Annotated in this window: 23 protein-coding genes; 15 read left to right on the top strand and 8 right to left on the bottom strand. The window is 64.0% G+C overall.

All coding sequences use genetic code 11. From position 1 onward, the window contains the following. Positions 1–299: 299 nt before the first annotated feature. From ACP146_RS10840 to ACP146_RS10850, 3 genes are read right to left on the bottom strand one after another with little or no spacing between them, the layout of a single operon-like run. Positions 300–950, bottom strand: a complete 651-nt coding sequence (locus ACP146_RS10840; RefSeq protein ID WP_422366769.1) for a glutathione S-transferase family protein — start codon at positions 948–950, stop codon at positions 300–302. Between the two features lie 11 nt (positions 951–961). Further along, positions 962–2,473, bottom strand: coding sequence for an anthranilate synthase component I (trpE, locus tag ACP146_RS10845; protein ID WP_422366770.1), 1,512 nt, complete (start codon positions 2,471–2,473; stop codon positions 962–964). 8 nt (positions 2,474–2,481) lie between these two features. Beyond that, a complete protein-coding gene (locus tag ACP146_RS10850) occupies positions 2,482–4,386 on the bottom strand; it encodes a SurA N-terminal domain-containing protein (protein WP_425032566.1) in 1,905 nt (634 codons plus the stop codon). Between the two features lie 225 nt (positions 4,387–4,611). Between ACP146_RS10850 and tpiA the strand changes: the two genes are divergently transcribed. From tpiA to ACP146_RS10865, 3 genes are all read left to right on the top strand, one after another. After that, positions 4,612–5,358 (top strand): triose-phosphate isomerase, encoded by a 747-nt coding sequence (gene tpiA, locus ACP146_RS10855; protein WP_422366772.1) that lies wholly within the window; start codon positions 4,612–4,614, stop codon positions 5,356–5,358. A 220-nt stretch (positions 5,359–5,578) separates the two neighbouring features. Further along, positions 5,579–5,947, top strand: coding sequence for a preprotein translocase subunit SecG (secG, locus tag ACP146_RS10860; protein WP_422366773.1), 369 nt, complete (start codon positions 5,579–5,581; stop codon positions 5,945–5,947). A 287-nt stretch (positions 5,948–6,234) separates the two neighbouring features. Further along, positions 6,235–7,860 carry a CTP synthase gene (locus tag ACP146_RS10865; RefSeq protein WP_422366774.1) on the top strand — a complete coding sequence of 542 codons (1,626 nt, stop codon included), beginning with the start codon at positions 6,235–6,237 and terminating at the stop codon, positions 7,858–7,860. Between the two features lie 21 nt (positions 7,861–7,881). On the opposite strand, the gene kdsA is transcribed toward ACP146_RS10865, so the two are convergent. Further along, on the bottom strand, positions 7,882–8,736 hold the full coding sequence (kdsA, locus tag ACP146_RS10870; RefSeq protein WP_422366775.1) for a 3-deoxy-8-phosphooctulonate synthase: 855 nt from the start codon (positions 8,734–8,736) through the stop codon (positions 7,882–7,884). Positions 8,737–9,073: 337 nt separating this feature from the next. Between kdsA and ACP146_RS10875 the strand changes: the two genes are divergently transcribed. From ACP146_RS10875 to thrS, 12 genes are all read left to right on the top strand, one after another. Then, entirely contained in the window at positions 9,074–10,858 is a 1,785-nt protein-coding gene (locus tag ACP146_RS10875; RefSeq protein WP_422366776.1) for a methyl-accepting chemotaxis protein, read from the top strand. Between the two features lie 255 nt (positions 10,859–11,113). After that, positions 11,114–12,391, top strand: a complete 1,278-nt coding sequence (gene eno / locus ACP146_RS10880; RefSeq protein WP_422366777.1) for a phosphopyruvate hydratase — start codon at positions 11,114–11,116, stop codon at positions 12,389–12,391. Positions 12,392–12,565: 174 nt separating this feature from the next. Beyond that, complete coding sequence (locus ACP146_RS10885) at positions 12,566–12,907, top strand: FtsB family cell division protein (RefSeq protein WP_422366778.1); 342 nt, start codon at positions 12,566–12,568, stop codon at positions 12,905–12,907. A 176-nt stretch (positions 12,908–13,083) separates the two neighbouring features. Further along, entirely contained in the window at positions 13,084–14,112 is a 1,029-nt protein-coding gene (gene pdhA, locus ACP146_RS10890; protein WP_422366779.1) for a pyruvate dehydrogenase (acetyl-transferring) E1 component subunit alpha, read from the top strand. 75 nt (positions 14,113–14,187) lie between these two features. Continuing rightward, positions 14,188–15,522: a pyruvate dehydrogenase complex E1 component subunit beta gene (locus tag ACP146_RS10895; protein ID WP_422366780.1), complete on the top strand. Its 1,335-nt coding sequence runs from the start codon at positions 14,188–14,190 to the stop codon at positions 15,520–15,522. A gap of 24 nt (positions 15,523–15,546) precedes the next feature. Further along, positions 15,547–16,863 carry a pyruvate dehydrogenase complex dihydrolipoamide acetyltransferase gene (locus tag ACP146_RS10900; protein WP_422366781.1) on the top strand — a complete coding sequence of 439 codons (1,317 nt, stop codon included), beginning with the start codon at positions 15,547–15,549 and terminating at the stop codon, positions 16,861–16,863. Between the two features lie 28 nt (positions 16,864–16,891). Continuing rightward, the gene (locus ACP146_RS10905; RefSeq protein ID WP_422366782.1) at positions 16,892–17,545 is read left to right on the top strand and encodes a hypothetical protein; all 654 of its coding nucleotides are present in this window, start codon (positions 16,892–16,894) and stop codon (positions 17,543–17,545) included. A gap of 21 nt (positions 17,546–17,566) precedes the next feature. Beyond that, positions 17,567–18,970: a dihydrolipoyl dehydrogenase gene (lpdA, locus tag ACP146_RS10910; protein ID WP_422366783.1), complete on the top strand. Its 1,404-nt coding sequence runs from the start codon at positions 17,567–17,569 to the stop codon at positions 18,968–18,970. Between the two features lie 23 nt (positions 18,971–18,993). Further along, the gene (lipA, locus tag ACP146_RS10915) at positions 18,994–19,953 is read left to right on the top strand and encodes a lipoyl synthase (protein WP_422366784.1); all 960 of its coding nucleotides are present in this window, start codon (positions 18,994–18,996) and stop codon (positions 19,951–19,953) included. A 36-nt stretch (positions 19,954–19,989) separates the two neighbouring features. Then, positions 19,990–20,457, top strand: a complete 468-nt coding sequence (locus tag ACP146_RS10920; protein ID WP_422366785.1) for a type II toxin-antitoxin system RatA family toxin — start codon at positions 19,990–19,992, stop codon at positions 20,455–20,457. 130 nt (positions 20,458–20,587) lie between these two features. Further along, a complete protein-coding gene (locus ACP146_RS10925; RefSeq protein WP_422366786.1) occupies positions 20,588–20,953 on the top strand; it encodes a hypothetical protein in 366 nt (121 codons plus the stop codon). A 232-nt stretch (positions 20,954–21,185) separates the two neighbouring features. Next, the gene (gene thrS / locus ACP146_RS10930) at positions 21,186–22,403 is read left to right on the top strand and encodes a threonine--tRNA ligase (protein WP_422366787.1); all 1,218 of its coding nucleotides are present in this window, start codon (positions 21,186–21,188) and stop codon (positions 22,401–22,403) included. Here the strand turns inward: thrS and ACP146_RS10935 are convergent. The 4 genes from ACP146_RS10935 to ACP146_RS10950 are packed head-to-tail and all read right to left on the bottom strand — an operon-like array spanning position 22,367 to position 25,233. Beyond that, positions 22,367–23,101: a CPBP family intramembrane glutamic endopeptidase gene (locus ACP146_RS10935; RefSeq protein WP_422366788.1), complete on the bottom strand. Its 735-nt coding sequence runs from the start codon at positions 23,099–23,101 to the stop codon at positions 22,367–22,369. The two genes, thrS and ACP146_RS10935, sit on opposite strands and share 37 nt — an antisense overlap. Continuing rightward, a complete protein-coding gene (locus ACP146_RS10940) occupies positions 23,102–23,593 on the bottom strand; it encodes a CinA family protein (protein ID WP_422366789.1) in 492 nt (163 codons plus the stop codon). Further along, positions 23,590–24,066, bottom strand: a complete 477-nt coding sequence (locus ACP146_RS10945) for a phosphatidylglycerophosphatase A (RefSeq protein WP_422366790.1) — start codon at positions 24,064–24,066, stop codon at positions 23,590–23,592. Before ACP146_RS10945 ends, ACP146_RS10940 begins: the two co-directional genes overlap by 4 nt. Positions 24,067–24,069: 3 nt before the next feature. Further along, the gene (locus tag ACP146_RS10950) at positions 24,070–25,233 is read right to left on the bottom strand and encodes a bifunctional 2-C-methyl-D-erythritol 4-phosphate cytidylyltransferase/2-C-methyl-D-erythritol 2,4-cyclodiphosphate synthase (protein ID WP_422366791.1); all 1,164 of its coding nucleotides are present in this window, start codon (positions 25,231–25,233) and stop codon (positions 24,070–24,072) included. Positions 25,234–25,366 lie beyond the last annotated feature (133 nt).

Raw genomic sequence — 25,366 nt, forward strand, 5'->3', positions numbered from 1 at the left:
TAGAAGGGCCGCATTCCTGCGGCCCGGGTCGAATCAAAAAGGGGCCGCATTCCTGCGGCCCCCCATGAGCTGGTGAGTCTTACGGGCCCGAAACGGGACCCCGCTTCGAAGGTGTCATGAGTCGGAAGAAGGCTGCTCCGTCAAACCCATGAAACATCCAAGGCCCTCAGACTTCACCGAAATCTCACTAGACATTGGATCACCTCCTTTCAGCTGTTGAAACAGGACCTCAACTATCACCCTGATTCGCGATTCCCGGCAAGGAAAAACAGTCGGTAATCAAGATTACCCAAATACAATCAATGGGCTAACTTGCCGACCAGCTCGTCGAAGGGGATACAGACCGCGGCCTGGAAGGGCGGGCGCTGTTTCAGACGGTCATGCCAGGCGTCGAGGTTCGCCAGGGCAGGACGCTCGATCGGCATCTCGAACCAGCGGTAGAGGGTCATGCCGGCGGCCACGTCGGCGAGGCTGAATTCCGGGCCTGCGACAAAGGGCCTGTTGGCCAGCTCGTTGTCGAGGAAGGTGAAGCGTTCGGCGGTGCGGGTACGGCGGGTCTCGATGCCTTCTGCGTCCTGGCGTTCGGGTGGGGTGCGCACGCACATCCAGAAGAGGTCGATCCAGTCGCGGTAGAGGCTGGCATTGGCCCAGGCCAGCCACTGGTCCACCGCTGCCCGTTCCGCCGGCGCATCGGGCCAGAGACTGCCCCTGCCATAGCTGGCCGCCAGATAGCGGATGATGGCGTCGCTGTCACAGACCACGGTTGCGCCGTCTTTAAGGGTCGGCACGGTGCCGTGGGGGTTCATCGCCCGATAGGCCGGATCGTCGAGGCCGCCGAAATCGCCGCCGGCGTCGATGCGCTCGTAGGGCAGGGCGAGCTCTTCCAGAACCCAGACCGCCTTTTGCACGTTACAGGAGGAAAGGCGGCCCCAGAGGGTAAGCTGTCCCATGACGGTCTATGCTAGTTCCCGCGCCGGGCGGCGAAGCGCACCGCCTCTTCGGCGGAGCGCAGCAGGGCGCGGGCCTTGTTCCAGCTTTCCTGATACTCGGCTTCGGGATCGCTGTCGGCCACCACGCCGCCGCCGGCCTGGATGTGCATGACGTCGTCTTTCACGACGGCGGTCCTGAGCGCGATGCAGGTGTCCATGGAGCCGCCGGCGCCGAAGTAGCCGACACAGCCGCCATAGACGCCGCGGCGCTCCGGCTCCAGTTCGTCGATGATCTCCATCGCCCGCACCTTGGGCGCGCCGGAAACGGTGCCGGCCGGGAAGCCGGCGACCAGAGCATCCATGGCGTCCTTGCCTTCGGCGATCCGCCCCTCGACGTTGGAGACGATGTGCATGACATGGCTGTAGAGCTCGATCACCATCTGCTCGGTGACCTTCACGCTGCCGACCGCTGTCACCCGGCCGACATCGTTGCGCCCGAGGTCGAGCAGCATCAGGTGTTCCGCCAGTTCCTTGGGATCGGCCAGCAGGTCGTCGGCAAGGGCTCGGTCCTCCGCCGCATCCGCACCGCGGGGACGGGTGCCGGCGATGGGGCGGATGGTCACGGTGTCGTCGCGCAGCCGGACCAGGATCTCCGGGCTGGAGGCAACGATGGCGAAGCCGCCGAAGTCGATGAAGACCAGGAAAGGCGAGGGGTTCAGCCGCCTGAGTGCGCGATAGAGCGCAAAGGGCGGCAGCTTGAAAGGTAGGGAAAGACGCTGTGAGAGGACCGCCTGGAAGATGTCGCCCGCCAGGATGTAGTCCTTGGCTTTGGCTACCATGGCGTGAAACGTCTCACGCGTCATGTTGGAGCTCGGCTCCGGCAGCGCCTCCAGGTCGGCGACGACATCGCGGCGCTGGGGCAGGGCACGCTCGAAGTCCTGGGCAACGTCCGCCAGACGTTCGCAGGCCTGGGCATAGGCCGCCCGGGCAGAGACGTCGCCGCGCGGCCACACCGGCGTGAAAATCGTGACCAGATCTTCCACGCGGTCGAAAACGGCAATCACCGTCGGGCGGATGAACATGCCGTCCGGCACATCCAGCGCCATGGGATTGTCGTCGGGCAGATCTTCCATCAGCCGGACGGTGTCGTATCCCATGTAACCGAAGAGGCCGGAGGCCATTGGCGGCAGTCCCTCCGGCAGATCGATCCGGCTCTCCGCGATCAGGCTGCGCAGGCTGTCGATGACGGCGCCCTCCAGCGGCTCGAAGCTTTCAGGATCGAAACGCGCCTGGCGGTTGATCTCAGCCCGGGTGCCGCGGCAGCGCCAGATCAGGTCCGGCCGCATGCCGAGAAAGGAATAGCGTCCGATGATCGAGCCGCCCTCGACCGACTCAAAGAGGAAGGAGTTGGGTTTGCCCTCGGCAAGCTTCAGAAAAGCCGAAACAGGGGTTTCCAGGTCGGCGATCAGGGCGGTGTGCACCACCTGGGCACGGCCAGCCGTGTAGCCGGCCTCAAAGGCCGCAAAGTCGGGCGTTGTTTGCATGGCGGCGTCTAGTGGTTCTGGCCAGCATAAGACGGCCCGCCGGTCAGGGTTTGTTCAACAAGACGCTGATTGACCGTCACGTCGAGTTCCTGTTGCAGCGAGCCCAGGAACTGCTGGAAGATGTCGTCCTTGATCGAGGCTTCCAGTTGATCTGAAAGCTGGTCGAGCCGTTCCTGCTGACCGTCCTGATCGGCCCCCAACACCTGCTCCAGCTTCGCGATGATCTGGCTGCCGGGCGTTGCCGCCAGGGTGACGTCGCCCGGATCGATGTCGAAAAGCTGCTGTGACAATGCCGGGGCCGGCGTGCGCTGCGGATTGTTTTCGAAGCGGGTGATCGGTTCCGTGCGTTGAAGGGATAGGCCTTCGGCTTCCGCCAGGGCGGCGAAGTCCTCGCCGGCCTCCAGCCTTTGGACGAGGGCCTCAGCGCGCTCCTGGCTGATGCGGCCGAGCTCGCGGGCCTGCCACAGCCTGACGACGTCCTCGCGGACCTCCTCCAACGGCCTGAGCGCCGGTGCGATAAGGGCGTCAACCCGTATGACGAAGTAATCGCCGTCCAGCGTTTCCGTCAACAGGCTGGTGTCGCCCTCGGCCGTGGTCCGCAATACCTCAATGAACTGATCCAGGGCCGGCAGGCCCTCCACCACGTTGCCCTCGGCATCGCGGCCCTGCAGGTCGATGGCGGCGATCCGGCGGGAGGGGATTCCCAGGTTGCCGGCGGCCTCTTCGATGGGCAACCCTCCGGCGATGGCCTCGTCGTAGCGGTTCGCCTGCTCGATCACCACATCGATGGCCTGATTATCGGCCAGCTCGCGCTCCAATTGGTCGCGCAGGGTTTCCAGATCGGCTTCCTCCCCCGGCTCGACCGCACCGACCTGGGCAACGTGCCAACCGAAGGCACTCTGTATGGGTGCGCTTGTCGCCCCGGATTCAAGCGCGAAGACAGCATCGCTCAAGGCCGCGGGCAGTTCGGCCTTGGCGACAAGGCCCAATGCGACCGGTGCGCGGCCCGTGGCTTCCTCGGCGGCGGCTGCGAAGTCAGCGCCGCCGGCGATCACCTCGGCCAGGGCCTGAGCCGCTGCCTCGTCCGACAGGACCGCCTGGGTGACTTCCCGGCGCTCCGGCTTGGAAAGCTCCTCGCGGCGCGCCTCGAACTCCGCCAGCAGATCCTCCTCCGATATCGCGATTTCCGCCGCCGCGTCGGCCACTCGAAGGTGGACCAGGGTCACGGTTTTGAATTCCGGCGTCATGAGGCTGGCGGAGGCACTCTCATAGGTCTCCTGTATGGCCGCATCATCCGGCTGCCCCAAAGCGCTGGCATCGCCGTTCTCCAGGACCACATAGTCCGCAACGCGGCGCTCTTCCCTATAGGCGAAAAGCTGCCGGGTCAGGCTTTGCGGGGCGACCGCTCCCTCAGTGACGGCCTGGGTCAACTGTTGGCGGCTGGTGTCGCGGCCGAGGATCTGGAGAAACCCGGCCTCACTCATGTTGCTGAATTGCAGCGCCTGGATGAAGCGGTTGCGGTCGAAGCGGCCGGTAGCGTCCTGGAAAGCCGGGTTCTCCAGGATTTCGGTCCGCATCTGCTCCTCGGTCATGATCAGCCCCATGCGCGACGCCATCTCATCGAGCAGCGCGCGGCTTACAAGCCTGTTGAGAACCTGCTGGGGGATACCGAAAATCTGGGCCTGTTCCGGTGTTAGCTGAGTGCCGAAGCGGCGGCTTACAGTGGCGATCTCCTGCGACAGCTCCTGGGCATAGGTCTGCTGGTCGATCACCATGTCGCCGACCGTTGCGACGCTCTGGTTGTGGCCCTGTGTCCGGAAGATGTCGCCGATGCCCCAAACCGCGAAGCTGAGAATCAACAGGCCGAACAGGGGGATCAACATGATCTTTACAAGGAGACTACGGCTTTTCATCGCTTGGTGCTGACTCTCTTGGTGGGAACCGTTTTCTGGCGGCTCAGATTTCACGGCCCGGTGTTGCATGGTAAGGGCGGCGGCAGTTTAGAAAGGCCCCCCGCAGCGGGCAACACGCAAATCCATGGTTTTCTATGGCTTTCGCTCACTTTCTCGCGGGGATTGGCCGGGGGGTACGCCTGTGTTAGGAAAGCGATCCGCCGTTTGGAAGGGGAATCGCCAGCGATGAAGCCGTTAATTGCCGGCAATTGGAAAATGAATGGCTTGGCGGCTGACGCCAGAGCCCTGGCCGAAGACCTCAAGGCAAGCAGCCAGGCCGCGGGTCCCGCCTGCGAGCTGCTGGTTTGCCCGCCTTTTCTTCATGTCCCGCTTGTGGCGGAGATTCTTGGGGGCTCCAGCATTCATGTTGGCGGACAGGACTGCCACGCGACGGCCTCCGGCGCGCACACCGGTGATACTTCTGGCGCGATGCTGCGCGATCTGGGCTGCAGTCACGTCATCCTGGGCCACTCCGAGCGCCGCGCCGACCATGGTGAAAGTGATGCGTTGATCAGGGCCAAGGCGGAAGCGGCGCTGGCCGCCGGGCTGGTGCCGATTGTCTGTGTCGGCGAAACCGCCGGCGAGCGGTCGTCCGGCCAGGCGCTGACGGTGATTGCCCGGCAGCTCAAGGGCTCGGTCCCCGTCGGTATGGCTGCAGAACGGCTGGTTGTGGCCTATGAGCCGGTTTGGGCCATCGGCACGGGCGATACCGCAACCCCGGGTGACGTTGCCGAGGTGCACAACGAGATCCGCCGTGTGTTGGCCGGTTTGGTCGGGGAGGGCTCGGATCAGGTCCGTATCCTCTATGGCGGCTCGGTGAAGCCCGAAAACGCGGCGGAGCTTCTCGCGCAGAGCAACGTGGGCGGCGCCCTGGTCGGCGGTGCCAGCCTGAAACCCCAGGATTTCCTGGCCATAGCGGCCAGTTGCCCCTGAAGCTGCCGCGGCCCGGCAATCCCCTCTCGGGCGGATTTTTCTGGTCTTTCCGGGCCGAAGACATTACATAGCCCGCAATTGTCGAGGGTTATTGTCGTCGCCGCCCTCCGGGCGGCGCGCCGAGCCCGGGGCGATATCCCTGAAACAGTTTTCGGCGCGGCGTGGATCCGACTATACGCACCGAGCCCATGAAGGACGCTGACCCCAGCGCACGGACAGCATGCAGGAAGTACTTCTCGTCGTTCACATTCTTCTGGCCCTGGCGCTGATCGGGGTGGTGCTGCTGCAGCGGAGCGAAGGCGGTGGCCTTGGTATCGGCGGTGGCGGCGGCGGTGCCGGCGGCGGCGGTATGGGGGGCTTTCTGACCGGCCGGGGGACAGCCAACCTGCTGACCCGGACAACGGCGATCCTGGCCGCCTGCTTCATGATCACCAGCATCACCTTGACCATACTGGCCGGCGGCGGCGGCGAGAGCCGCTCGATTGTCGATGATCTTCCGCCCGGTCCGGCCCATACGGCGCCGATGGGGTCCGACCCTGTCGAGTCCACCCCGGTGGTGCCGACCGAGCCTACGGTCCCGACCCAGTAAGGCGTAGTCAGCGCAGACCCGACTCGGGGCCGTTCAGGTACGGCAGCTTTCAGATCCAGCTTTTACGCAAGGCGACTCGGCGGCGGCGATATCGTGCGCCCGCGAAGGCCGTCCTGCGGCGGCGGCTGGTCTTTCCCGAAACGGCCATTTAAGCGCTCGGTAACTGTTGCTTCGCCCCCGGATTACCACCGACTTTCCCGACCTTCGCGGCCCCATTGCGGCAAAGTGAATTTGACCGCTCCGCAAGGCTTGCTTCCGGGCCTGTGATGCTTCAATAGTCTTGGCCCATGGCGCGGTTTATTTTCATCACCGGCGGCGTGGTGTCCTCCCTCGGAAAAGGTCTCTGTTCCGCAGCGCTTGGAGCGCTCCTCCAGGCTCGCGGATTTAAGGTCCGGCTGCGAAAGCTCGACCCTTACCTGAACGTGGACCCGGGAACCATGTCGCCCTATCAGCACGGCGAGGTCTACGTCACCGACGACGGGGCCGAAACCGATCTCGACCTGGGTCACTACGAACGCTTCACCGGCGTCCCGGCGCGCAAGAGCGACAACGTGACCACCGGACAGATCTACTCAAACGTTCTGGCGCGGGAGCGGCGCGGCGAGTATTTGGGCGCTACCGTCCAGGTCATTCCCCATGTGACCGATGCCATCAAAGCCTTCGTGCTCGGCGATCTGGCGGACGAAGACTTTGTGATCTGCGAGATCGGCGGCACGGTCGGCGACATCGAAGGCCTGCCTTTCCTGGAGGCGATCCGCCAGCTCGGCAATGAGTTGGGGCGAGACCGCAGCCTGTTCCTGCACTGTACCCTGATCCCCTACATTGCCGCCGCCGGCGAACTGAAGACCAAGCCGACACAGCACTCGGTGAAAGAGCTGCAGTCGGTCGGCATCAAGCCGGACATCCTGGTCTGCCGCAGCGAGCGGGAAATTCCCAAGGAAGAGCGCCGCAAGATCGGCCTGTTCTGCAACGTGCGCGAGGAAGCGGTGATTCCCGCTCTGGACGTACGATCGATCTATGCCGTGCCCAGGGCCTATCACGAAGAGGGGCTCGACGACGAGGTCTGCCGACATTTCGGTCTTGAGGTCGGGCAACCGGGGCTGGAGAACTGGGACCGGATCATGGGCCGGGTCGACGAGCCGGACGGCGAGGTCAACATCGGCGTGATCGGCAAGTATGTGAGCCTGCTGGACGCCTACAAGTCTCTGGCCGAATCCCTGACCCACGGCGGCATCGCCAACAACGTGAAGGTGAAGGTTTCCTGGCTGGATTCAGAGATCTTCGAACAGGAAGGCACGATCCAGCAGCTTGAGGGCGTGCACGGCATTCTGGTGCCCGGCGGCTTCGGCGAGCGGGGGGCTGAGGGGAAGATCGCCGCGGCGCGCTTTGCCCGCGAACATCAGGTGCCGTACTTCGGCATCTGCTTCGGCATGCAGATGGCGGTGATCGAGGCGGCCCGCAATCTTGCGGCGCTGCCCCACGCCGGCTCGACGGAGTTCGGCAGCCCTGCGGATCCGGTGGTCGGCCTGATGACCGAGTGGTCACGGGGCAATCAGGTCGAACGGCGTAACAGCCAAAGCGATCTGGGCGGCACCATGCGTCTTGGTGCCTATCCCTGCGTTTTGAGTGCGGGCAGCCGGGTTCGCGAGATCTATCAGTCTGATTCGATCACCGAGCGGCACCGCCACCGCTACGAGGTGAACATCAATTACAAAGAGCGCCTGGAGCAGGCGGGCATGCTGTTTTCAGGCCTGTCCCCGGATGGGGAACTGCCGGAAATCGTTGAGCTCCCGAGCCACCCCTGGTTCGTCGGGGTTCAATTCCATCCCGAACTGAAGTCCCGGCCCTTCGATCCGCATCCGCTGTTCACTTCTTTCGTGGCGGCAGCGGTGGAGCAGTCGCGCCTGGTTTAGGCAGGTGCCCGCCGCCCGACGCTAGGGTGCGCTGTTGAGGGTGCCGTGAAGCGCCTTCAGGCGGCCCAGAAGATCCTTTGCGGCGGAGAGGGGCAGGCAACTGGGGCCGTCGCACTTCGCCTTTTCGGGATCCGGGTGAAATTCCAGGAAGACGCCGTCGGCGCCGGCGGCCACCGCTGAGGCGGCGATCACCGCGACACCCTCACGCCGTCCGCCGCTGGAAACGCCGTCACCGTCGGCCCGGGCGCCGGGCAGTTGGACGGCATGGGTCGCATCAATGGTGACCGGTGCGCCAAGCTGCTTCATCGCCGGAATGCTCAGCATATCCACCACCAGGTTGTTGTAGCCGAAGGAGGTGCCGCGCTCGCAGAGGATCACCAGATCCTTGCCCGCGGCCTCTTCGACCTTGCGGAGGATGCTGTGACAGTCCAGGGGGGCGAGAAACTGTGCTTTTTTGATGTGGAGGAGGCCGCCGGCCTCGGCCGTCGCCTTGGCGGCCGCGACCACCAGATCGGTCTGACGGCAGAGGAAAGCCGGGATCTGGACCAGGTCGGCCACCGCGGCGACAGGCGCGGCTTGCTCAACCTCATGGAGGTCCGTGGCGATGGGCAGGTTCTCCCGGGCTTTCACCTCGGCCAGGATCTTCAGACCTTCGTTCAGTCCGGGGCCCCGGAAGCTTTTGAACGATGAGCGGTTGGCTTTGTCGAAGCTGGCCTTGAAGACGAACGGCAGATCCAGTTGGGCTGCAACCTTCTTCAACTCCCTGGCGGTTTCCAGGGCCAGGCCAAGATCCTCCAGCACATTGAGGCCGAGAATACAGAAGAGGGGCTGACCGCTGCCGATCGACAGATCCCAGTTTCGGAGAGCCAGCTGCATCTTGAACATCCCTTGGACGGTGGAGTGGGTTGGAAAGCGGACTCTGGCCGCCGCCGCTGGGGTGCTTACTAGCGATAGTCCCCGGACGCCGCAAGTCGAGAGGGGACGGTTATGCCAGAGCCTAAGACCAAAATCTAAGAGAAGTTGGGTCTGGCTGGAGACCGAACCAGCAGCCAACCTGGACGGCTTTTAGACAACATTAACTAACGAACTGATTGATAGACTTCAGTGTGTGATCGCATTAATTGATTATAAACAGAGCGGCATATTTCTCTCCGGAACAAAACAAAATGACTGCAATCGTACTTGGGTGCCGCAATCCTGATCGGAGAAGGTTATGCCCAAGTTGATAGTGTTTTCATCCTTCAAGAACCTGAAGCTGCGTTCCAAGACTCTTGGCCTCGTGGCCATCCTGCTCGCCATACTCGGCGTAAACGCCGGCGTCACGCTTTGGAAGCTCGATCTTATCGGTGCCGAGATTGCAGAGTTGGCTGAGATTGATCTGCCGCTGACCCGCGGCGTTACCGAGGCCAGCGTGCTGCAGTTGGAACAGGCGATTCTTTTCGAGCGCGCCGGCCGTCTCGGTGAAGCTATGGCCGTCGGACATGCCGACAGCGAGCGCTTCGCAGCGGTGGTTGAGCGCTTCAACGCAATCAACGGCAAAGTCGAGGAGGAGATGCTGGAAGCCGCTGCATTCGCGGAAACCGCTATCGGTCAGGCGCATGGTGACTACCAGCGCGCTGAGTATAAGAGGGTGGCCGAGCAGTTGAAGAACATCGTCGCGGCGCATGAATCCTACGCAGAGCATGCGGCCGAGGTGTTCGTGTTGTTCGATACCGGTGAGATTCTGCGCGCGGAAAAAGCAACCGAGCAGGTTGAGAGTGAGCAGGATACGCTGACCCACGAGATCGAAGCGTTGCTCTTCGAACTGGAGAGCTTTACACAAGCCGCTGCAACCAAGGCAGAGACGGACGAAAAGCGTGCCGTTGTGCTGCTGGCGGGCATTTCTCTTGCCGGGATGGTTCTGGGCCTGGGCCTTGGCTGGGTCATTTCAAGCGCTATGTCGAAGCCGCTGTCCCGCGCGGTCGCAACGGTGAAGGCCCTGGCCGAGGGCGATACCTCGGTGGAACTGAAGGCGGACTCCGAGGATGAAGTCGGTGAACTGGCAAAGACGATCGAGGTGTTTCGCCAGACCACCATCGAGGCCAAGGCGCTTGCGGAACGGCAGAAGGTCGAGGAAGCCCGCGAGAAGCAGCGTCTTGAACGCCAGGCTGAACTGACCCGGAACTTCGACAACAAGATCCAGGTGGTCTTGGAAACTGTCGCCGCGGCTGCGACCGAGATGCAATCGACCGCCGGGTCGTTGACCGCGACGGCGGAGCAGACGTCCGAGCAATCAGGCTCCGTCGCCTCGGCGTCCCAGGAAGCATCCACCAACGTACAGACCGTCGCCGCCGCTGCCGAGGAGCTTTCCAACGCCATTGCCGAAATCAGCAATCAGGTGGCGCAGTCCACCGCTGTAGCACAGGGCGCAGTGAACCAGGCGGATGCGGCCAATGAAGAGATGCAGGGTCTCGACGAGGCCGGTCAGCGGATCGGCGAGATCATGTCGCTCATTTCGGATATTGCCGAGCAGACCAACCTGCTCGCCTTGAATGCCACCATCGAGGCGGCCAGGGCCGGTGAGGCCGGTAAGGGCTTTGCCGTCGTGGCCAACGAGGTGAAGTCCCTGGCTAATCAGACCGCTAAGGCAACCGAGGAAATCTCCCGCCAGATTGGTGAAATGCAGGCCGCCACCGGCGGTGCGGTCGGCAAGATCAAAGAGATTTCCAGCACCATTACCACCATCAGCGAGATCGCCACCGATATCGCTTCGGCTGTGGAGGAGCAGACGGCGGCAACCCAGGAGATCGCCCGCAATGTGGAACAGGCGGCGGCCGGGACGGCAGCGGTCGACAAGAACATTTCCGGTGTTTCCGCTGCGGCCGAGGAAACCGGTAGCTCCGCAAAGGATGTTCTGGAGGCGGCGGGCGAGTTGGCGCGTCAGTCGGAAACCATGAAGTCCGAGGTCCAGGGTTTTCTGGACGGCATCCGTCAACTCGACGAGGTCGAGGCCGCTTGACCGGCTGACAGCCTGCAACTCTCCGATCGTGCAGGTGAAACGGCGGTCCCTTAGGGGGGGCCGCCGTTTGCCGGTTCTGACCGAAGCGGAAGCCATTCGATTCTTCCTTCTTCGCATCCTTGCGGCAAAGATCGCCGGTCGACATTTCTGCGCCGCTCGCCTATAGCCTATCGCTGCCGCGGGCGTTCAGCCCGGAGCGGCACCCGGGGGTCTCAATTCCCCGGAGATCTCAATTCAAGGAATGCTGAAAAGGTCATGACCGCAATCATCGATATCAGGGGGCGGGAGATTCTGGACTCCCGCGGCAATCCGACCGTCGAGGTCGAAGTGACACTCGAAAGCGGCGCCTTTGGACGGGCTGCGGTGCCGTCCGGCGCCTCAACCGGGGCTCATGAGGCGGTCGAACTGCGCGATGGTGATGCGCATCGCTATGGGGGCAAGGGCGTGCTGGCAGCGGTCGAGGCGGTCAATCACGAGATCTTCGACGTGCTCTCCGGCCTGGAAGCCGAAGACCAGGTCCATATCGACCAGACCATGATCGATCTGGATGAGACCGAGAACAAAAGCCGCCTGGGCGCCAATGCCATTCTCGGCGTGTCTCTGGCAGTGGCCAAGGCGGCGGCGGAGGAGGCTGGCCTGCCGCTCTATCGCTATGTCGGTGGCAGCTACGCCCGGACCCTGCCGGTACCGATGATGAACATCATCAACGGCGGCGCCCATGCCGATAACCCCATCGACATCCAGGAATTCATGATCATGCCGGTGGGCGCCGATAGCCTGGCCGAAGCGGTGCGGGCGGGCGCCGAGATCTTTCATGCCCTGCGCAAGGGCCTGAAGGACGCCGGCCACAACACCAATGTCGGCGACGAGGGCGGTTTCGCACCCAACCTGGCGTCGACCGATGAGGCCCTGGGCTTTGTGGCGCGGGCCACGGAGGCTGCCGGTTACAAGCTGGGCGACGATGTCATGCTGGCGCTCGATTGCGCCTCCACCGAGTACTTCAAGAACGGCAAGTATGAATTGGAAGGCGAGGGCAAGAGCCTGGATAGCGCGGCCATGGTCGACTATCTGGTGGCGCTCTGCGATCGCTACCCCATCCTCTCCATCGAGGACGGCATGGGCGAAGACGACTGGGACGGCTGGAAGCTGCTGACCGACGCCCTGGGCGACCGGGTGCAGCTGGTCGGTGACGACCTCTTTGTCACCAACCCGGCGCGGCTGCGCGACGGCATCGCCAAGGGCGTGGCGAACTCGATCCTGGTCAAGGTGAACCAGATCGGCACGCTTTCGGAGACCCTGGAGGCGGTGGATACGGCCCACAAGGCGGCCTATACCGCAGTGATGTCCCACCGTTCCGGGGAGACCGAAGACGCCACCATTGCCGACTTGGCGGTGGCGACCAATTGCGGCCAGATCAAGACCGGTTCGCTGTCGCGCTCCGACCGCCTGGCGAAATACAACCAGTTGATCCGCATCGAAGAGGAATTGGGCACGGTCGCCGTCTATGCCGGGCGCGGCGTGTCGCGGGGATGACCCGAACGGGTGTGGTTCAGGTGCATGACGGCGGTTGGCATTCTACCGTCTGAAGCATCCTGAATGAGTCCAAAGCCGGAACAGGCGCCTTCGAGAAGGGTTTCCTGAATCTCTTTGGAATCTATGACTCTTTTTTCCTTGACCTGACGAATCGCGATGTGATTCGTTGGGTGCATGCGGCTTGTCAGAGAGATCAAAAACCGCGCCCGTCAGGCGGCTCCCCAGGCTGTTGCCGCCTGCATGGTGGCCTACTTCGCCTATCACGCGATGAACGGTGATCGGGGCTTTTATGCCTGGATCATGCTGAAGCAGGAGCGCGCCCAGGTGACGGCGACTGCCGCGAGCCTGCGGGCCCAGCGCGCCGAGCTGGAATCCCGTGCGGGCCTGCTGCGCGGCGAGGCGTTGGAGCCGGACCTGTTGGAAGAGCGCGCGCAGGCGATCTTGAATTACGGCAGCGACCGGGATCATGTTATCTTTCTGCCCCCTGATTTGCGGCGCCCGGAGAAACCTCTCTGAGCGACAGGAGGCAACGGCTTCCTGTTTTTAACTTATATTGTGTTAATCGCCATATTTTTTATATAAAACAATAGATTAACCACGATTGCATCGCCTATCTCCCTGCGGTAAGCTGCGCGCTTAGACGGGCGGATTTCAACCGCTCATGGCCCCATCCGCAACGCGGGGAGTTCCCTATGGCAAGCAGTAAGGCGGCGGCATCGCGCGCCGGCAGCAAACGCAAGGCTGCCGCGGCACCGATCAAGGCATCGGTGGAAGAGCTTCAGAAGTATTATCGCGACATGCTGTTGATCCGCCGCTTCGAAGAGAAGGCGGGCCAGATGTACGGCATGGGCCTGATCGGCGGTTTCTGCCACCTCTACATCGGCCAGGAAGCAGTGGTGGTCGGCGTGCAGGCGGCCATGGGTCCGCTGGACACGGTGCTGACCTCTTATCGCGACCATGCACACATGCTGGCCTGTGGGATGGACCCCAAGGGCGTGATGGCGGAACTGACCGGGCGCAGCGGAGGCTACTCCAAGGGCAAGGGCGGCTCCATGCACATGTTCAGCCATGAGGAGCGCTTCTACGGCGGTCACGGCATCGTCGCCGCCCAGGTGCCGATCGGCACCGGCCTGGCCTTCGCCCACCGCTATCTGGAAGAGGACGCGGTCTCGGTCACCTATCTGGGTGACGGGGCGCTGAACCAGGGCCAGGTCTATGAGTCCTTCAACATGTCGGCGCTGTGGTCGCTGCCGGCGGTCTACGTGATTGAGAACAACAAGTACGGCATGGGCACCTCCATCGAACGGTCTTCGGCCAAGTCGACGGAGCTGTATCACCGCGGCCAGGCCTATGGCATTCCCGGCATCCAGGTCGACGGCATGGATGTGCTGGCGGTGCGCGAAGCAGCCGAAAAGGCGCTGGGACATGCACGCTCCGGCAAAGGGCCCTTCATCATGGAGATGATGACCTATCGCTACCGCGGCCACTCGATGTCCGATCCGGCCAAGTACCGCTCCAAGGAAGAAGTGCAGAAGGTGCGTCAGGAACGCGATCCGATCGAGCGCCTGCGCGGCATCATGATCGAGCGCAAGGTGATGGACGAGGATCATCTGAAGGCCCTGGACAAAGAGGTGAAGGCCATCGTCTCGGAGGCGGCGGACTTTGCCCAGACCAGTCCGGAGCCCGATCCCGCCGAGCTCTACACCGAAGTCTACGTTTAAGTCATCGCGACCAAGCCAGCAGCGGGCAGCGTCCAAGGCCGCCCGAACGACTGGCCGCAATTCCCGGGAGGGGACATGCCAATCGATATTCTAATGCCGGCCCTTTCGCCCACCATGACCGAGGGCAAGCTGGCGAAGTGGCTGAAGCAGGAAGGGGATGAAGTCACCTCAGGCGACATCCTGGCGGAGATCGAAACCGACAAGGCGACCATGGAGGTCGAAGCGGTCGATGAAGGCGTGATCGGCAAGATCATGGTGGCTGAGGGCACGGAGGAAGTGCCGGTGAACCAGGTGATCGCCGTGCTGCTGGAAGACGGCGAGGATGCTTCGGCGATCTCGGCGGCAGCGGCGCCTGCCGCGGCGGCCCCGGCCAGCGCGCCGCCCATGGCGGCACCGGCCCCGGCGGAACCGGAATGGACGGGCGCCACGATTACCCAGACCGTGCGTGAGGCGCTGCGCGACGCCATGGCCGAGGAGATGCGGGCCAACGAACGTGTCTTCCTGATGGGTGAGGAAGTCGCGGAATACCAGGGCGCCTATAAGGTCAGCCAGGGTCTGCTCGACGAATTCGGCGCCAAGCGGGTGGTCGATACCCCGATCACCGAGCACGGTTTTGCCGGTCTCGGCGTCGGCGCGGCCATGTATGGCCTGAAGCCCATTGTCGAGTTCATGACCTTCAATTTCGCCATGCAGGCGATCGACCACATCATCAACTCGGCGGCCAAGACCCATTACATGTCCGGCGGCCAGATCACCTCGCCGATCGTCTTTCGCGGGCCCAACGGCGCGGCGGCGCGGGTCGCCGCCCAGCACTCCCAGTGCTACGCCTCTTGGTACTCCCACATTCCCGGGCTGAAGGTGGTGTCGCCTTACTCGGCGGCGGACGCCAAGGGCCTTCTGAAGTCGGCGATCCGCGACGACAATCCGGTAATCTTCCTGGAAAACGAAATCCTTTATGGACAGAGTTTCGATGTGCCAGACTCGCCGGACTGGACCGTGCCCATCGGCAAGGCCAAGGTCGTCCGACCGGGCAAGGACGTCACCATCACCGCGTTCTCGATCATGGTCGGCAAGGCGCTGGAAGCGGCTGAGCAACTGGCCGCCGACGGCATCGATGCCGAGGTGATCGACCTGCGCAGCCTGAGACCTCTGGACAGCGAGACCATCGTCGCCTCGGTGCAGAAGACCAATCGTCTGGTCACCTGCGAAGAGGGCTGGGGCTATTCCGGCATCGGCTCGGAGGTCGCTTCAGTTGTCATGGAACAGGCCTTCGACTGGCTCGACGCGCCGGTGAAACGCATCTACGGCGTCGACGTCCCGATGCCCTATGCCGCGAACCTGGAAGCGCTGGCCTTGCCGCAGGCAAGCCATATTGTCGATGGGGCCAAAGAAGTCTGCTACCGCGGTTAAGGCGGCGCAGGAGGGGACAGAAACATGCCAATCAATATTCTGATGCCGGCGCTTTCGCCGACCATGACCGAAGGCACCCTGGCCAAGTGGCTGGTAAAAGAAGGCGACGAGATCGCCTCGGGTGACGTGATCGCCGAGATCGAGACCGACAAGGCAACGATGGAAGTGGAAGCCGTGGACGAGGGGACCATCGGCAAGATCTTCGTGACCGAAGGCACCGAGGCGGTGCCGGTGAACCAGGTCATCGCCGTCGTCCTGGAGGAGGGCGAGGATGCCTCGGCTATCGGCGACGCTCCTGCGGCCCCGGCTGCTGCCGCCCCTGCACCGGCGGCACCGGAAACACCGGCGCCTGCGGCGAGCACCAACGGTGCGACACCGCCGCCCGCCGCCGTGCCTGCTCCGGCAGCGCCCGCAGCTTCCGGCGGCAGCCGGATCTTCGCCAGCCCTCTGGCCCGGCGTATTGCCAAAGACAAGGGTGTCGATCTTGCAAGCCTGAAGGGCAGCGGCCCGCATGGCAGGATCGTGAAGGCGGACGTTGAAAGTGCGCAGCCCGGACAGGCGGCACCCGCCGCAGCGGCCCCGGCACCGGCAGCTGCAACAGCCGCGGCTCCGGCGGTGTCGGGACCGGGTGCAAAGGAGATGGCCGACCTGCTGGGCATGACCTACACGCAGGAGCCGCTCAGCGGCATGCGCAAGGTGATTGCCAAACGCCTCACCGAATCAAAGCAGCAGGTGCCGCACTTCTATCTGACCGTCGACTGCGAAGTGGACGAACTGCTGAAGGTTCGCAAGGAGCTGAACGGGCGTTCCGACGAATACAAGATCTCGGTGAACGACTTCGTTATCCGCGCTGTGGCCCTGGCCCTGAAGAAGATTCCGGCGGCCAATGCCTCCTACGATGATTCGGGCCTGCTGTTCTACGACCATGCCGACGTTTCGGTGGCCGTGGCCACGCCGGCCGGCCTGATCACGCCGATCATCAAGGCGGCGGAGAACAAAGGTCTGGCCGCCATCTCCAACGAGATGAAGGACCTGGCGCTGCGCGCCCGCGACGGCAAGCTGAAGCCCGAGGAATACCAGGGCGGCACCTTCTCGGTCTCCAACCTCGGCATGTTCGGCGTGAAGGACTTCTCCGCCGTCATCAATCCGCCGCAGGGCTGCATCCTGGCGGTTGGCGCCGGTGAGCAGCGTCCGGTGGTTAAGGACGGCGCACTCTCCATCGCAACTGTGATGAGCTGCACGCTTTCCGTCGATCACCGGGTCGTCGACGGTGCCGTCGGCGCCCAGTTCCTCGCGGCCTTCAAGAAGCTGATCGAAGACCCGTTGAGCATGCTGTTGTAACGGCGCCTTTGCACCGGAGAGGAGAGTCGTGAAAGGTCTTTCCAGACTATTTTTTGTTTTCCTGTTCGTCGCCTTGGCAACACCTGTCAGCGTCAAAGCCGATCCGGCCGCTGTCGATCAGAGCTTTGCCGCATACAAACAGGCGCTGGTCGAGGGCGACGGTGTGGCAGCATCGAAGCTGACAGCCTCTGACACCCACGCCTTTCTGGACCAGACCCTGGATCGGGCCTTGACCCTGAAGGAGGCGGAGGTGCGGGCGCTGCCGCTGCTCGACCAGATCTCGGTGCTGATGCTTCGGCACAATATGAAGCCGGACCAACTGCGGGCGATGAAAAAGAGCGATCCGGTTGCCTACGCCGTGAATCAGCGCGCCTTCGATATGGAGGATGTGGAGCGGCTCTCCGCCGGGCCTTTCGAGGTTGCCGGCGATCAGGCCCAGGCCAAGCTGTCGAACCTGGAAGGCTCACCGATTCCGGTGAATGTGCATTTCAAGGAAGAGGCGGGGACCTGGCGCTTCGATCTGCTGTCTTCCATCGCCCCCTTTCGCGCGCTCTTAGAAGCGCAGGCGGGCCTGCTGTCGAACCTGAAAACCAGCGACGGCAACAGCGGTGTGGTGCCGCTGCTGTTGCACCTGATCACCGGGCGGGCGCCCGACGCGAATATCTGGAATCCGCCGGGATGAACCCGGCGTTTGGAGGTTGATGTGGCTGATACGAACTTCGATCTGATCATTGTCGGCGGCGGGCCGGGCGGTTATGTCGCGGCGATCCGCGCCGCGCAGCTGAAGATGAAGGTTTGCGTGGTGGAGCGCGAACACCTGGGCGGCATCTGCCTGAACTGGGGCTGCATTCCGACCAAGGCGCTGCTGCGCTCGGCGGAGATCTATCACTACATGCAGCACGCCGACGCCTACGGCCTTTCGGCCAGCAACACCGGCTTCGACCTGGCGAAGGTAGTGCAGCGCTCGCGCGGTGTCTCCAAACAGCTGAACGGCGGCGTCGGCCACCTGCTAAAAAAGAACAAGGTCACGGTGATCGACGGCGAGGCCAAGCTGAACGGGCCGGGCAAGCTGGTCGTCACCAAGGACGGCAAGAAGCTTTCCGACCTGACGGCGCCGCACATCATCATCGCCACCGGGGCCCGGCCGCGCGCCCTGCCAGGGATCGAACCGGACAAAAAGCTGATCTGGACCTACTTCGAGGCCATGGTGCCCCAGACCATGCCCAAGAAGCTGCTGGTGATCGGCTCCGGTGCCATCGGCATCGAGTTCGCTTCCTTCTTCCGTACCATGGGCGCCGAGGTGACGGTGGTCGAGGTCATGCCCCAGGTGATGCCGGTGGAGGACGAGGAGATTTCCAAACTCGCCCGCAAGCAGTTCGAAAAGCAGGGCATCAAGATCATGACCGAGACCAAGGTGGTATCGGTGAAGAAGGGCAGCGACAACGTCACCGCGACCATTGAGGACAAGGCCGGCAAGAAGTCTGAGATCACCGTTGACCGCGTCATCTCCGCCGTCGGCGTGCAGGGCAACATCGAGAACATCGGCCTGGAGACCACCAAGGTGAAGACCGACCGCGGCTGCATCGTCATCGACGAATACGGCCGCACGGCGGAGCCCGGCATCTACGCCATCGGCGACGTCGCCGGCCCGCCGATGCTGGCCCACAAGGCCGAGCACGAGGGCGTTATCTGCGTCGAGAAGATCGCCGGCCTCAACAACGTCCACCCGATGAAGAAGGAACAGATCCCCGGATGCACCTATTGCCATCCCCAGGTCGCCAGCGTCGGCCTGACCGAGGCCAAGGCGAAGGCGGCGGGCCATCAGGTGAAGGTCGGGCGCTTCCCCTTCATCGGCAACGGCAAGGCCATTGCCCTGGGCGAGCCCGACGGCATGGTGAAGACCGTCTTCGACGCCAAGACAGGGCAGCTTCTGGGCGCCCACATGGTCGGGGCCGAGGTGACCGAGCTGATCCAGGGCTATGTCGTGGCCATGGGCCTGGAAACCACGGAGGAGGAGCTGATGCACACGGTCTTCCCGCATCCCACCCTCTCCGAAATGATGCACGAGTCGGTCCTTGACGCTTACGGCCGTGTCATCCACATGTAATACATGGGAAGCAGGCAAGCACGATGAGCAGCGACAGCACCACCGAGACCCCGCGGGTCCGCCACCCTGAGAAGGCCCACAAGCCGGATCAGGAGGTGAAGCGCAAGCCGGCCTGGATCCGGGTGAAGGCGCCTGTCTCCAAGGAATACCATGCCACCCACGAGATCATTCGTGAGCACAAGCTCGCCACGGTCTGCGAGGAAGCGGCCTGCCCGAACATCGGGGAATGCTGGGCCCAGCGCCACGCCACCATGATGATCATGGGCGAGATCTGCACCCGCGCCTGCAGCTTCTGCAACGTCTCCACCGGCAAGCCCGGCGCGCTCGACCCCTTCGAGCCGGTGAACGTCGCCCAGGCGGTTGCCAAGCTCGGCCTCAAGCATGTGGTCATCACCTCCGTCGACCGCGACGATCTGGATGACGGCGGCGCCGAGCACTTCGCCCAGGTGATCCGCGCCACCCGCGAAGCCTCGCCGGAGACCACCATCGAAATCCTGACGCCGGACTTCCTGCGCAAGGAGGGGGCGGTCTCCGTGGTTGTGGAGGCCCGGCCCGACGTCTTCAACCACAACCTGGAAACCGTGCCGCGGCTCTATACCGAGGTGCGGCCCGGCGCGCGCTACTTCCACTCCCTGCGCCTGCTCGACGAGGTGAAGCGCCAGGATCCGAGCCTCTTTACCAAGTCCGGCATCATGGTGGGCCTGGGCGAGAGCAAGGAAGAGGTACTTCAGGTGATGGACGACCTGCGCTCCGCTGATGTCGACTTCCTCACCATCGGGCAATACCTGCAGCCGACGCCCAAGCACCATGTGGTCGACCGCTTCGTGACGCCGGAGGAGTTCAAGCAGTACGAGGCCATGGCCTACGGCAAGGGTTTCCTAATGGTCTCGGCGACGCCTCTGACCCGCTCCTCCTATCACGCGGGCGAGGATTTCGCCCGGCTACGCGCGGCGCGGGAAGCCAAGCTGGCCGCCGCCGGTTAGTAGTCTCCTAAGTAAGCCTCGGTTACACTCCCGCCCATGCCGATTCACAAGGAAAAGCGCATGCTGCCCTACACGCCGGGGCAGCTCTACGACCTCGTCGTGGATATCGAACGCTATCCCGAATTCCTGCCCTGGTGCCTCGGTGCCCGGATCAAGACGCGCCAGGAAGACCTGATCGTCGCCGACCTCATCATCGGCTTTAAGATGTTCCGCGAGCGCTTCACCAGCCGGGTGATCCCCGACGCCGCGGCCCAGCGGATCGACGTCACCTATGCCGAGGGGCCCTTCAAATACCTGGAGAACCACTGGGTTTTCGAGGATCACCCCGAGGGCTGCCAGATCGACTTCTACGTCGACTTCGAATTCCGCAACAAGCTGCTGCAGAAGGTGATTGAGGCCCTGTTCCACGAGGCCGTGCGCCGCATGGTCGCCGCCTTCGAAACCCGCGCCGGGGTGCTCTACAGCCCCACGGGTGCCGTCATCTCCTCCCAGCAGGGCGACTAGCCACGGCACCTGATCCCGGCGGTCGACGCCGGGAATTGATCGGGCTATCATAATCGCCTGGGTTGTTTGTCTGGCGACGCGGCGCCGGCGTTATCGAAGCAGGGTGATCACCGTTAGAAGTTCGGATCTCATGACCGTTGGGCGGGCTTACGGCCTCGCGGATGCGGCCCTGGCCGAGGCCATGCTGACCGCCCACGGCATCAAGGTTTTCCCCGATATCCGCTACAGCCATTCCATGCTCTGGCACCTGACCCATGCCTTCGGCGTCGTCGAACTGCGCGTGCCGGTTTCCATGGCCGGCGACGCCCTGGACCTGCTCGCCGACTTCCAGGCCGAACCCCGGCCCAAGAGCCCCGCGCGGCGCCTCTTCATCACAGCGGTCGCTTTGGTGGTCCTGGTCATCGCAAACTTTCCTCCACCGGCGCGCGGCTTCTATGCCTCTGGATTGCGGCGCGTTTCCGCGCCTTCAGCGGCCTCCTCCGGCAGTTCAACTTAGGCGGTCTTGGTTTTTTAACCCGAATCGGTTATCTAAGGCTCATGAGAAACATCGCTGTCACTACCGCGACTACCACCACCACGACCCGCAACGGCGGGCCGCGAGGGATTTTGTCGCGCTGATTTCAGCACCATAGAACACCCAAGGGGCCCCGCCATTCGGACGGGGCCTTTTGTTTTTCCGGTCTCCGTCCGATCCGGCAGGCGCCGCCGCTTTACGAAAGGACAGGACAATGGAAGAACAGGATCATCGGGTCATCGCCCGGCGCATGGACCTTTTCCACCAGCAGGAAGAGGGGCCGGGGATGATCTTCTGGCACCCCCGCGGCTTTGCCGTCTATCAACTGATCGAAGCCGAAATCCGCCGCCACATGCGGGCCGCCGGTTTCGCTGAGCTGCGCACGCCGCAACTGCTTGACCGCGCGCTCTGGGAGGCCAGCGGCCACTGGCAGAAGTTTTCCGAGGCGATGTTCGTCTTCGAGGACGGCGAGCAGCAGAAGGCGCTGAAGCCCATGAGCTGTCCCGGCCATGTGCAGGTCTTCAAGAGCCGCCTGCGCTCTTTCCGCGACCTGCCGCTGCGCTACTGCGAGTTCGGCGCCTGTATGCGCAACGAGCCCTCTGGTGCCCTGTTGGGCTTAATGCGCACGCGGGCCTTCGTGCAGGACGACGCCCACATCTTCTGCCTGGAAGAGCAGGTGGAGGACCAGGTGGCAAAGTTCTGCCGTCTGCTGAAGGCGATCTACGCCCGCTTCGGCTTCGACGACGTCGCCGTCGGCCTTTCCATGCGCCCGGCGGAGCGCGCTGGTGACGACGCGGTCTGGGACCGGGCGGAGGACATGCTGGCGGTTGCCGCGACGGCGGCGGGTCTGGACTTCAAACTGCAGCCGGGCGAAGGCGCTTTCTACGGCCCCAAGCTGGAGTTCGTGCTGCGCGACAACAAGGGCCGCGCCTGGCAATGCGGCACCATCCAGATCGACCTGGTTATGCCGGAGCGGCTGGACGCCGCTTACACGGACAGCGACGGAAAGCAGCGCCGCCCGGTGATGCTGCACCAGGCGGTGCTGGGCAGCATCGAACGCTTCATGGGCGTGCTGCTGGAACACCACGCCGGCAAGCTGCCCTTCTGGCTGGCGCCGGATCAGGTGCTCGTCGCCTCCATCGGGCCGGCGCAGGCCGACTACGCCGAGGAAGTGGCTGCCGATCTGAACGCAGAAGGCCTGCGCGCCGTCACGGATGTCCGTCCCGAACGCCTCGCCAAAAAGATCGTCGATGCCCGGCAGTTGGGCATTCCGCGTTTTGCTGTTGTCGGTTCAAGCGAGGCTGCAGGGAAGGCTGTTTCGTTGCGCCGCGACGATGGTGAGTCGGAGGTGTTGCCCGTGGCGAAGCTTGTGGAACTCCTCAGGAGTCATGAGCTTCAGAAGCCCCCGCCCTCCAGGGCGATGACGGTGTAGAGGGTGGTGACGTTGAGGGCGTTGAAGAGGCCGTGGATGATCATCGGCGGCCAGAGGGAGCCGCTGTATTCTCGGGCTGCGGCCAGCACAATCCCCATGATCAGGAAGGCCGGGATCAGCGGCACGATCTGGTGCAGCAGGGCGAAGCAGAGGCCGCTGATAAGGGCAGCGAAGATGAAACGCATCCAGCGGCGCAGCAGGGGAAACAGCAGGCCGCGGAACAGGATTTCCTCGATCAGCGGCGCCAGGGCGGCGACGACGAAGAGGGTGGCCAGGAAACCGGTCCAGGTGAATTCCTCAGGGCTCAGCAGAGCGACCTGCGGGTTTTCGAAGTCCTCGCCGAACAGGGGCTCGAAGAGCAAGCGGGAACCGGCGACCAGCGGCACGCAGAGCAGGCCGGCGGCAAGCGACAAACGGTACCAGGCGGGGTCCGCCGGGCGGAAGCCGAGATCGGCCCAGGTGATGCCGCGCCGCTTCACGATCAACAGATGCACCAGCAGGACCGGCACCAGGGACTGCAGCAGCATCAAAGGCAGCAGGCCGTTTAACGACAGCTCGGGACCGAAGAGCGCGGCGAGCCGGTCGATCTGGCTGGCGAGCACAACCGCCACGACCATGAAGATCACCAGCAGCAAGATCACGTCCCAGAGGGTGACAGCCGGTAGCGACCGTTCGTTGGCGCGGGGTGGAAAGAGCACCTAGCCCGCTGCCTCGCGTAGCAACCGCAGCGCCTCGACGACGGTGGCGATCCGCACGGCCTCGCGGTCCCCAGGGAAGACGAAACGATCTGCCCGGACCGGACCGCCGCGCCGGGCGATGCCGAGGTAGACGAGGCCGACGGGTTTGTTCGGCGTCGCGCCACCGGGCCCGGCGATACCGGTGGCGGAGACGGCGAGATCGGCGTGAGACCGGTCGAGTGTGCCCCGGGCCATGGCCTCGGCCACCTCGGCGCTGACGGCGCCGTGGGTTTCGATCATGTCGGCGGGCACGCCCAGCATCTCGTTCTTTGCCGCGTTGGAATAGGTGACGAAGCCGCGCTCCACCACGTCGGAGGACCCGGCGATTTCGGTCAGGCAACCGGCGATCAGACCGCCGGTGCAGGATTCTGCTGTGGCGATCTGCAGGCCCTTATCGCGGCAAAGCGCCAGCAGTGCCTCGGCGTTTTCCAACAACGTAACGTCGAAGGTCATGCCTGGCTCCAGAGCCAAAGAGCGCCGTAGGTGGCCGCGGCGGCATAGAGGCCAGCGAAAATGTCGTCCAGCATGATGCCCGGCGCGCCGCTGAGCGAACGGTCCGCCCAACTGGCCGGCCAGGGCTTCAGGATGTCGAAGAGACGGAAGAACACAAAGGCGAGGACGACGCCGAGAGGGTCGAGCGCCGTCGGCAGCAGCGCCAGCCACTGCCCGGCAACCTCGTCGACTACGATCTCACCCGGGTCCTTGCGGTCGAGCCCGCGCTGATAAACCGCCGAGGCCCAGAGCCCGAGAGCGAAGACCAGAGCTGCGGCCAGAGCCAGGGCGATGGGACCGCCGAGCCAGAGAATGACCAGACCGAAGGGCAGGGCGGCCAGCGAGCCCCAGGTCCCCGGCGCCCCCGGCAGCAGCCCGCTGCCGAACCAGGTGGCGAGCAGCGAAGACGGCAGCCAGGGCGAGGGGCCGGCCATAGGCTATCTTCCAAGAGGGAGTGAAAGGGTGGCCATGGCCTGGGCGGCCATGCCTTCGCCGCGCCCGAGATATCCCAGCTTCTCGGTGGTGGTGGCCTTCACGCTGATGCGGTCTTCGGAGAGCTGCAGCAATTCGGCAAGCCGCGCCACCATGGCATCCCGGTGCGGGCCGATCTTGGGCCGCTCGCAGATCAGCGTGACGTCGACGTGATTGATACGGCCGCCACGCGCGCTCACCATGTCGCGGGCATGGGTGATGAAGACGGCGGAGTCCGTTCCCTTCCACTGCGGATCGCTGGGCGGAAAATGGCTGCCGATATCGCCGGCCCCCAGGGCGCCCAGGATGGCATCGGTCAGGGCATGCAGGCCGACGTCGGCATCGGAGTGGCCGACCAGCGCGGCATCGTGATCGATGCGCAGACCGCAGAGGGTCACGTGATCGCCGGGGCCGAAGGCGTGGACGTCGAAGCCCTGGCCGACCCGGGTCTCGAAAGCGATGGCGCCGCGCAGCCAGCGTTCGGCACCGTCCAGATCTTCCTGGGTGGTCACCTTCATGTTTTCCTGGCCGCCTTCCACCAGCGCCACCGGCAGGCCCGCCAGTTCCGCCACCGCCGCGTCATCGGTCAGGTTCTTGTGGGCAGCGGCACGGTGCGCTTCGGCGATCTCCGTATAGCGAAACCCCTGAGGGGTTTGGGCCCGCCAGAGACCGTTGCGGTCCTGGGTCCCGGCGACGCAGCCGTCCTGGGCTCGCTTCAGGGTGTCAACGACGGGTTGGGCGGCAATCGCCCCCGGGCTGCGCTGCAGGGCATCGAGCACACGGCCGATGGCAATCTGGCTGACAAAAGGCCTGGCGCCGTCGTGGATGAGTACGAGGTCAGGCGGGTCCGCCGCCAGGCTTTCCAGGCCGAGGCGCACCGAGGCCTGGCGGCTGTCGCCCCCGGCGACCGGTTGTTCCAGGCTCAGCCCCTCGGCCGCCCGGTCGTAGAGATCGCGGTCGTCGGGATGGATGACGACCCCGACCCGGTTGATCTGCGGGTGGGCCAGGAAGGTCAGCAGACTGTGGCGCAGGACCGGAACGCCACCGAGTTCCGCGTATTGTTTGGGAAGCTTGCTGCCGAAGCGCTGGCCTCTGCCGGCGGCGACGATCAGCGCTGCTGCGGTTGTCACGTGGTAGGCTCTCTGCGATACGCGTCCCGGTCAAAGGACTCCGAATTCCGATTGCGGCGAGACTAGTGCCTGGACGGGGCTCTTGGAAACACTTTCATGGCGCTGGTGGCTTGGCCGCGAGGTGATATATAGA

It is taken from the genome of Pelagibius sp., from assembly GCF_965249265.1.
Classification (GTDB): Bacteria; Pseudomonadota; Alphaproteobacteria; order Kiloniellales; family Kiloniellaceae; genus Pelagibius.